This window comes from Mesorhizobium sp. M7A.F.Ca.US.006.04.2.1 (assembly GCF_004022915.1).
GTDB lineage: Bacteria > Pseudomonadota > Alphaproteobacteria > Rhizobiales > Rhizobiaceae > Mesorhizobium > Mesorhizobium ciceri.
Genome location: NZ_RZQA01000244.1, coordinates 1 through 7,565, shown reverse-complemented (window position 1 = coordinate 7,565; position 7,565 = coordinate 1). Strand labels below are relative to the sequence as shown.

General features: G+C 63.1%; 6 protein-coding genes and 2 pseudogenes. 4 read left to right on the top strand and 4 right to left on the bottom strand.

Going from position 1 to position 7,565, the window contains the following annotated elements:
* The first annotated feature begins 140 nt into the window (after nt 1-140).
* Nucleotides 141-1,079 (top strand): NAD(P)-dependent oxidoreductase, encoded by a 939-nt coding sequence (locus EN925_RS15160; RefSeq protein ID WP_063168519.1) that lies wholly within the window; start codon nt 141-143, stop codon nt 1,077-1,079.
* A 24-nt stretch (nt 1,080-1,103) separates the two neighbouring features.
* Here EN925_RS15160 and EN925_RS15155 read toward each other — a convergent pair whose 3' ends face one another.
* The gene (locus EN925_RS15155) at nt 1,104-1,886 is read right to left on the bottom strand and encodes a FadR/GntR family transcriptional regulator (RefSeq protein ID WP_013530856.1); all 783 of its coding nucleotides are present in this window, start codon (nt 1,884-1,886) and stop codon (nt 1,104-1,106) included.
* Between the two features lie 198 nt (nt 1,887-2,084).
* Entirely contained in the window at nt 2,085-3,074 is a 990-nt protein-coding gene (locus EN925_RS15150) for a sugar-binding protein (RefSeq protein WP_013530855.1), read from the bottom strand.
* Between the two features lie 467 nt (nt 3,075-3,541).
* On the opposite strand from EN925_RS15150, the gene EN925_RS15145 reads away from it, so the two are divergent.
* The 3 genes from EN925_RS15145 to EN925_RS15135 all read left to right on the top strand — a co-directional run bounded on the left by EN925_RS15145 (nt 3,542) and on the right by EN925_RS15135 (nt 6,178).
* On the top strand, nt 3,542-4,282 hold the full coding sequence (locus EN925_RS15145; RefSeq protein WP_013530854.1) for an ATP-binding cassette domain-containing protein: 741 nt from the start codon (nt 3,542-3,544) through the stop codon (nt 4,280-4,282).
* A 42-nt stretch (nt 4,283-4,324) separates the two neighbouring features.
* Nucleotides 4,325-5,323 (top strand): ABC transporter permease, encoded by a 999-nt coding sequence (locus EN925_RS15140; RefSeq protein ID WP_013530853.1) that lies wholly within the window; start codon nt 4,325-4,327, stop codon nt 5,321-5,323.
* A gap of 87 nt (nt 5,324-5,410) precedes the next feature.
* Nucleotides 5,411-6,178, top strand: coding sequence for an SDR family oxidoreductase (locus EN925_RS15135; protein ID WP_127370376.1), 768 nt, complete (start codon nt 5,411-5,413; stop codon nt 6,176-6,178).
* A gap of 521 nt (nt 6,179-6,699) precedes the next feature.
* On the opposite strand, the pseudogene EN925_RS15125 reads toward EN925_RS15135, so the two are convergent.
* Together EN925_RS15125 and EN925_RS15120 are read right to left on the bottom strand one after the other, a co-directional pair.
* Nucleotides 6,700-7,329: pseudogene (locus EN925_RS15125) on the bottom strand (SDR family oxidoreductase); the annotation flags it as partial.
* Nucleotides 7,330-7,351: 22 nt separating this feature from the next.
* A pseudogene (locus tag EN925_RS15120) lies at nt 7,352-7,565 on the bottom strand (sugar ABC transporter permease); the annotation flags it as partial.

Genomic DNA, 7,565 nt, shown 5'->3' with positions numbered 1-7,565 from the left:
GAACATGATCCGCTTCGTCATTTTGCTCTCCACATCCTCAGGAATTTATGTGTATTGTCAGACAATATCGCCATCCGCAACCACCCTCGCCTGCAAAACGGCAGCGCCTGACATCAATCATTGCAACAGGACTTGAAGACATGAACACGACTGCCGCGAGCGAAAAGATCGGCTTCATCGGGCTTGGCCTGATGGGCCACGGGATCGCCAAGAACATCGTCGACAAGGGCTACAGCCTGACCTTTCTCGGCCGCAAGAACCGCAAGCCGGCGGAAGACCTGCTTGGCCGCGGCGCCACCGAAGCATCGACCTCGCGCGATGTGGCGGCGGCATCGACAATCGTCTTCATCTGCGTCACCGGTTCGCGCGAGGTCGAAGCCATCATTCGCGGCCCGGGCGGCCTCAAGGAGGGTTTGAAGAAAGGTTCCGTCGTCGTCGACTGCTCGACCTCCGACCCCGTCTCGACCATTGCGCTTGCCGCTGAACTCAAGGCGCTCGGCATCGATTTTGTCGACGCACCGCTCAGCCGCACGCCGAAGGAAGCCTGGGAAGGCACACTCGACGCCATGGTCGGCGCGCCGGACACCCTCTTTGCCAGGGTGAAACCGGTAATCGAAACCTGGGCCGGCCGCATCGTCCATATCGGCGACACCGGCGATGGCCATCGCATGAAGCTGCTCAACAATTTCATCTCGCTCGGCTACGCCGCGATCTATTCCGAGGCACTGGCACTGGCTGAGAAGGTCGGCATCTCGCCGCCGCGCTTCGACAGCGTCATCCGCAATGGCCGCATGGATTGCGGCTTCTACCAGACCTTCATGCGCTGGACGCTGGAAGGTGACCGCGACGCGCACAAATTCACCATCGCCAACGCCTTCAAGGACCTGACCTATCTGGAATCGATGGCGGGTGCGGCCGGCATTGCCAACCCGCTCGGCAACGCCACCAAGAACGCCTTTGCCGGTGCCCACGCAACCGGCCCGGCCGAGCAATTCGTACCGATGCTGGCAACGCATATCGGGAAGGTGAACGGCGTCGACCTGATGCCGATGAAGGATGGCAAGAAGCAGACCATTTAACCGATTGCCCAACGCAGGCGTCGATCACCGCCTCCAGCGCCCGATCCCTTCATCGGTATCCGCAAGCAGCTTGTGCACGGCGTTGCGCGCGGCGGCCGGGCGCTGCAGGCGGATGTTCTTTTCGATCGCCTCATGCAGCTTCTGCGCCTGGCGCTGATCGGCGACCTGCTGTGTCGTGAATGCGAAGAGATGGTCGAGCGCCGACTCGATCAGCACGCCGAGCGGCACCAGAAGGTCGTTGCCGGAGGCGCGCAGGATGGCCAGATGAAAGCGCGTATCGGCGCGGATACGCTCCTGCAGGCTCAAGGCTTCGCCCATCTCGCGGCAGGCCTGGCTGATTTCCGCCATTTGCTCGTCACTGCGCCGTATGGCTGCAAAGGCCGATGCTTCCGGCTCGATGATATGACGAAACTCCTGCACGGTTCGCAGGAACGCCTCGCGGTCGGGCGCCGTCGCGTACCAGGCCAGCACGTCGCGGTCGAGCAGGTTCCAGCGCTCCTTCGGCTCGACCCAGCTGCCGATCTTGGGGCGTGAAGCCAACAGGCTTTTCGCCATCAGCATCTTGATGGCTTCGCGCACCGCCGAACGGCTGACATTGAAGATCTCGGCCCATCTGGACTCGTTGGGCAGGATGGTGCCGGGCGGATAGTCGCCACGCACGATCCGCAGGCCGATCTCGCCGGCCAGCGAGACATGGACGCTCGCTCCGGCAAAATGCGCGGCACCGGCCTTGCGCATGACAGCCGGGCCGTGGCTGGCTTGTGCCTTGGCCCGGTCGGTTCGCTTGCTTGACTTCTCGTCCGGCATCCACGTTCCAATGCGTCGACCGTCTGTCGTCCGGACTGGTCCGAACCGCACGGGCGCCGATCTCGTTGCCGAAAAATCCAGATCACGGGCGCAGCAAAGCCGGAGCCGGTTGCCCCAACCATTGCGTCCGTTCGGGAATTATCGCTTCCGTCCAGGAATGACGGGGCGCCCGCAGCCGGGCGCCCCGAAATCGAGAACCTACTTCTGGATGCAGGTGTCGACCGTATCCTTGGTGCACTCGTCGAGGCCGGTGAACACCGGATCGGCGACCGCCTTGCCTTCGATCAGGTCGATCATCACCGACGGTGCCTTGTAGCCCATTTCGAACGGCCGCTGGCCGACCAGAGCCGTTACAAGGCCGTCACGAGCGATCGCAATCTCGTCGCCGATCGTGTCGGCGGCACCGATGACGAAGTCGTTGCTGGCGATCCGGTCCTTGAGCGGTCCGAACAGATCGCGATAGGGCTGCGGCGCGCCGAACAGCGGCCAACCGCCCATGATGCCGAAGGCGTCCAGCTTGGGGTTGGCGGCGAGGATGTCGGTCATCGCCTGCACGCCCTTGGCGCCATCGTCGTTGGTGAACACCGGGCAGCCGGCGACTTCGGTCCAGCCACCTTCACCGGCAAGTGCGGCGAGGCCCTCCTTGCCCGACAGTGCGTCACGCATGCCTTGCGCGCGGCGCAGGATGTTGTCGGCTGCCGGGTTGCCTTCGATGGTGCAGATCGTGCCACCATTCGGCTTGCCCTTCTTGATGTACTCGCCGATCTTCTTGCCCATCAGGTAATTGTCGGTACCGAGATAGGTCTTGCGAAGACCTGCGTCTTCCTTGCTGAGATCGGCATCGACCGTCATGATCGGGATCGACGGATTGGCACTCTTGATCGTCTGCGCGATCAGCGGCGCGTTGGACGGCGAGATCGCCATCGCCACCGTGTCGGCCTTGCTCAGCATGTCCTGGACGATCTGCGCCTCGCCGGCCTCGTCCGAAGTCGACGCCGGACCGGTGTAGAAGCATTCATATTCCGAGCTGGCGTTTTCCTTGTTCCATTTCTCGCAGCCCTGGTGGATGGCCTCGAAGAACGGATTGTCGAGACCTTTCACGACAATGACGAGCTGTTTCTTGGCCAAAGCCGGCCCGGCACCCAACGCCATGGCGGCGACGGCGGCGAGCAAAAGTGTTTTCCTCATGTCAGTCCTCCCTTGAAACAAACGGACACGGCGTGCCCGCCATACAGATCGACCGGATGCGTGATGACCGAGGGTCGTTTCGCGAGCGCTCGTGTCGCCAGGACAGATCGATAAGCATTTCCAGATTCGGCTTCAGATCAGCTCACACACAGGTGCCGCCGGATCCTGGACCGTCAAACCTCCGCCAATTCCGGCCGGCGAACCGCCAGCGAGGATCGGCATAATCTCCTCCGACGCTTAGCTAATATCGGCTTGGCGCCAACGTCAATGCTATTTGTCCTACAAAACGGATTTTTAAAATAGTCCTGGCCCAATTCGTCCGACAATTGATTGACGTGCGCCGGCTTTTGCGTAAAAGAACGCTAACGCCGTCTTCGGGAGGAGCCGGGGAGAGCGAGGCCAAAGCAGCGTCGGCATCCACGCCGGTAACAGCTGCAGGTCGCAAAAGCACGGGGAGGCAAAGGCTGGTGGCGGTTCTCGAACTCACCAACATCTCAAGGCATTTCGGCGCTATCCAGGCCGTCAACGACGTTTCGCTGTCGATCGAGCCCGGACAGGTGGTCGGCCTGATGGGCGACAACGGCGCCGGCAAGTCGACGCTGGTCAAGATGATCGCCGGCAATTTCCGCCCGAGCCATGGCACCATGCACATGGACGGCAAGGAATTGATCCTGCACAAGCCGGCGGAAGCCCGCCAGCACGGCATCGAGATCGTCCACCAGGACCTTGCGCTCTGCAACAATCTGACTGCCGCCGCCAATGTCTATCTCGGCCGTGAGTTGCGGCGCGGCGTCGGGCCGTTCCGGATCCTCGACTATGCCTCGATGTACAAGCGTGCCGGCCAGCTCTTCGCCGAATTGAAGTCCGAGACCCGTCCGCGCGACCTCGTCAAGCAGATGTCGGGCGGCCAGCGCCAGGCGGTGGCGATTGCCCGCACCATGCTGTCGCAGGCCAAGATCGTGCTGATGGACGAACCGACGGCGGCGATCTCGGTGCGCCAGGTCGCCGAAGTGCTGAACCTTATCCGCCATTTGCGCGATCAGGGCATCGCCGTCGTTCTGATCAGCCACCGCATGCCTGACGTGTTCACCGTCGCCGACCGCGTCATCGTCATGCGGCGCGGGCGCAAGGTCGCCGACAAGACGATTGCGTCGAGCTCGCCCGAGGAAGTCACCGGGCTGATCACCGGCGCTATCGAACAGGTTTGATTTCAAGCGAATTCCACCACGCACAGCAGATGAAGGTCGACGATGGCACTGACAATTGACCAGCCGATCGAGCATAAGCAGCAATCCTTGGCCGCGAGACTGTTTGCCAGCCAGACTTTCTGGGTGGTGATCGCGGTCATCCTTGCCTGCGTGTTCCTGTCGTTTGCCACCGACGCTTTCGCCACCTCGAAGAACCTCTACAACATCACCCGCAACATCACCTTCGTCGCCATCATCGCGCTCGGCATGACCTTCGTCATCATCACCGGCGGCATCGACCTGTCGGTCGGCTCGGTGCTGTGCCTGTCGTCGATGGTGCTGGCCGTCACCATGCATGCCGGCTACTCGATCGAGGTCGGCATCCTGGCCTCGATTGCCACCGCGCTCGCCATTGGCGCCTTCAACGGCGTGCTGATCGCCTATCTCGGCTTTCCACCCTTCGTGGTGACGCTCGGCATGCTGTCGATCGCCCGAAGCCTCGCCATGGTCGCCTCCAACAACACGGTGGTCTTCCAGTTCGGGCCGGACCATGCCAAGCTTCTGTCATTGGGCGGCGGCGCCTGGGTGTTCGGCATCGCCAACCCGGTGCTTTACATGATCCTTCTGGCGCTGATCACCGGCTTCATCCTGCGCTGGACCAAGTTCGGCCGCCATATCTTCGCCATCGGCGGCAATGAGCACGCGGCAACGCTGACCGGCGTTCCGGTGCGCCAGATCAAGGTTGCCGTCTACATGATCTCGGCGCTGTCGGCGGGCATTGCGGGCATCATCCAGACCGGCTGGCTGGGTGCCGTCACCACCAATCTCGGCACCGGCATGGAGCTGCAGGTAATCGCCGCCACCGTCATCGGCGGCGCCAATCTGGCCGGCGGCGTCGGCACCGCCTTCGGCGCCATCGTCGGCGCGGCCCTGATCGAGGTGATCCGCAACAGTCTCGGCCTGCTCGGCATCAATGCCTTCTGGCAAGGCGTCTTCATCGGCGGCGCCATCCTGCTGGCGGTGCTGTTCGACCGCATCCGCAATTTCCGCCGCAGCGACTAGAACCATGATCCCGAAAAGTGGAAACCGGTTTTCTCGGACAAACGGAACCGTTTGTCCGGAGATCATGGTCAAACAAAAGACGGTTTGATGGCCAACTCCCTGTTCAGCCTCGAGGGTCGGCTGGCGCTGGTGACCGGCTCCGGCCAGGGCATCGGCTTCGCGCTGGCTCGGGGCCTGGCCGAACATGGGGCAAGCGTGGTGCTGAACGGCCGCGACGCCGCCAGGATCGACAGCGCCGTCGAAAAGCTGCGCAACGCCGGCTTCAAGGCGCACGCCTCGGTATTCGACGTCACCGACTTTCAGGCGGTCAACGAGGACATTGCCCGCATCGAGGCCGAGATCGGCGCCATCGACATCCTCATCAACAATGCCGGCATACAATTCCGCGCCCCGCTCGAGGACTTTCCCGAGGAGCAATGGGAGCGCCTGTTCAAGACCAATGTGTCGGGCGCCTTCCATGCAGCCAAGGCGGTCGCCCGCCACATGATCCCGCGCCGCAAGGGCAAGATCATCAACGTCGGTTCGGTGCAGAGCGAACTGGCAAGGCCGAACATCGCGCCCTACACCGCCACCAAGGGCGCGATCCGCAACCTGACAAGGGGCATGTGCGCCGATTGGGCCAAACACGGCCTGCAGATCAATGCGATCGCGCCCGGCTATTTCCGCACCGAGATGAACCAGGCGCTGGTCGACAATCCCGAATTTTCCGCCTGGCTGGAAAAGCGCACGCCGGCCGGGCGCTGGGGCAATGTCGACGAGTTGATCGGCGCCGCCGTGTTTCTGGCGTCAGATGCCTCGTCCTTCGTCAACGGCCATACGCTGTATGTCGATGGCGGCATGACGGCTTCGGTTTGAGGTTGGCAATTCTCCCGACCGCCATTCGTTCCAGTGCGTATCGCTCAGTCTGAAAATCCGGCCTCACTGGCCGTCATTCGCCCTCGCCGCCCCCGCGCGTCTTGACGCGGCCCCGAACTCGGCCGCACAATCCCCACTGCAGGCGAAGGGAGGCCAGTCGCCTGCGGGAGGATATACCCATGACGGAAGCGATCAGGCTCTACTGGGGCCGGTTCGGACATGTTTCTATCCTGAATGTCGCAAGCGACTTCGTCACCCATGCCCATGTCGAGGCCCATCTCATCATCTGGCTGGAAGGTACGGCCGGCGAAATGACCATCGGCCGCGAGACCGTCCGGCTTGGACCTGGAACGGCCGCCGGCATCAACTCCTTCCAGCCGCACAGCCATGTTCTGTCGCAAAACGGGACGCCCGGTCTGTTTCTCGCCTTCTACATCGATCCCGACTGGGCGCGGCGCCGCCGCGACCTGCCTTCGTCGGCGCCGCTGTTTTCACAAGCCGCGATCACGCTGGAACCGTGGCTGCATCAGGCCGCCGGCGGCGAGTTCCTCTTCGAGCTTGGCCTTCGGCCAGTCGTCGACCAGTGCCGTCACCACCGGGCCGGGCGCCACGGCGCCGACGCGCAGGCCGTGCTTGGCGACCTGCCGGCGCACCGTGTGGACGAAGGCCTGCACGGCGTGCTTGGAGGCCGTGTAGATCGGTTCCCATACCACCGGAACCAGACCGGCGATCGAACTGGTGACGATGATGTCGCCGGTCTTGCGTTCGATCATGTGCGGCAGCACTGCCTGGATCGAGCGGAAGCAGGCATTGATGTTGAGGTTGAGCATACGGTCCCAGACGTCGGGATCGCCGGTCGCCACCTCGCCGCCGACATAGGCGCCGGCATTGGCATGGAAGATGTCGAGTTGGCCGGCCTTCTCCAGGATTTGCGGCATCATGGTGGCGACGCTTGCCGGCTGCATCAGGTCGATCACCAGCGGGATCGCTTTGGGGCCGAGTTCGGCGCACAGTTTGTTCAGCGTCGCCTCGGCGCGGTCGACCAGCACCACGGTGGCGCCGGCCGCCAGCATATGCCTGGCGCATTCGAGGCCGATGCCTGACGCGGCACCGGTGACGGCGGCAACTTTTCCGGACAGTTCTTGGCTCATGTCTTGCTTCCTGTTGATGGGTTCAGGCCCGGCCATGCGAGACACGCGAGCGGCGTGCCAGCGAGTCGACGATGACCGCGATGGCAAGCACGGCGCCGGTGATCATGTACCGAAGCGACGAGGACAGATCGAGCAGCGTCAGGCCGCTGGCGATCGACTGGATGACGATGATGCCGAGCAGTGCCGAATAGGCGCTGCCCCTGCCGCCGAACAGGCTGGTGCCGCCTATGACGGCC

Excerpts from the sequence above, each read along its gene's own strand:
- EN925_RS15160 (WP_063168519.1), top strand. The coding sequence starts at position 141 with ATGAACACGACTGCCGCGAGCGAAAAGATCGGCTTCATCGGGCTTGGC.
- EN925_RS15155 (WP_013530856.1), bottom strand. The coding sequence starts at position 1,886 with ATGCCGGACGAGAAGTCAAGCAAGCGAACCGACCGGGCCAAGGCACAA.
- EN925_RS15150 (WP_013530855.1), bottom strand. The coding sequence starts at position 3,074 with ATGAGGAAAACACTTTTGCTCGCCGCCGTCGCCGCCATGGCGTTGGGT.
- EN925_RS15140 (WP_013530853.1), top strand. The coding sequence starts at position 4,325 with ATGGCACTGACAATTGACCAGCCGATCGAGCATAAGCAGCAATCCTTG.
- EN925_RS15135 (WP_127370376.1), top strand. The coding sequence starts at position 5,411 with ATGGCCAACTCCCTGTTCAGCCTCGAGGGTCGGCTGGCGCTGGTGACC.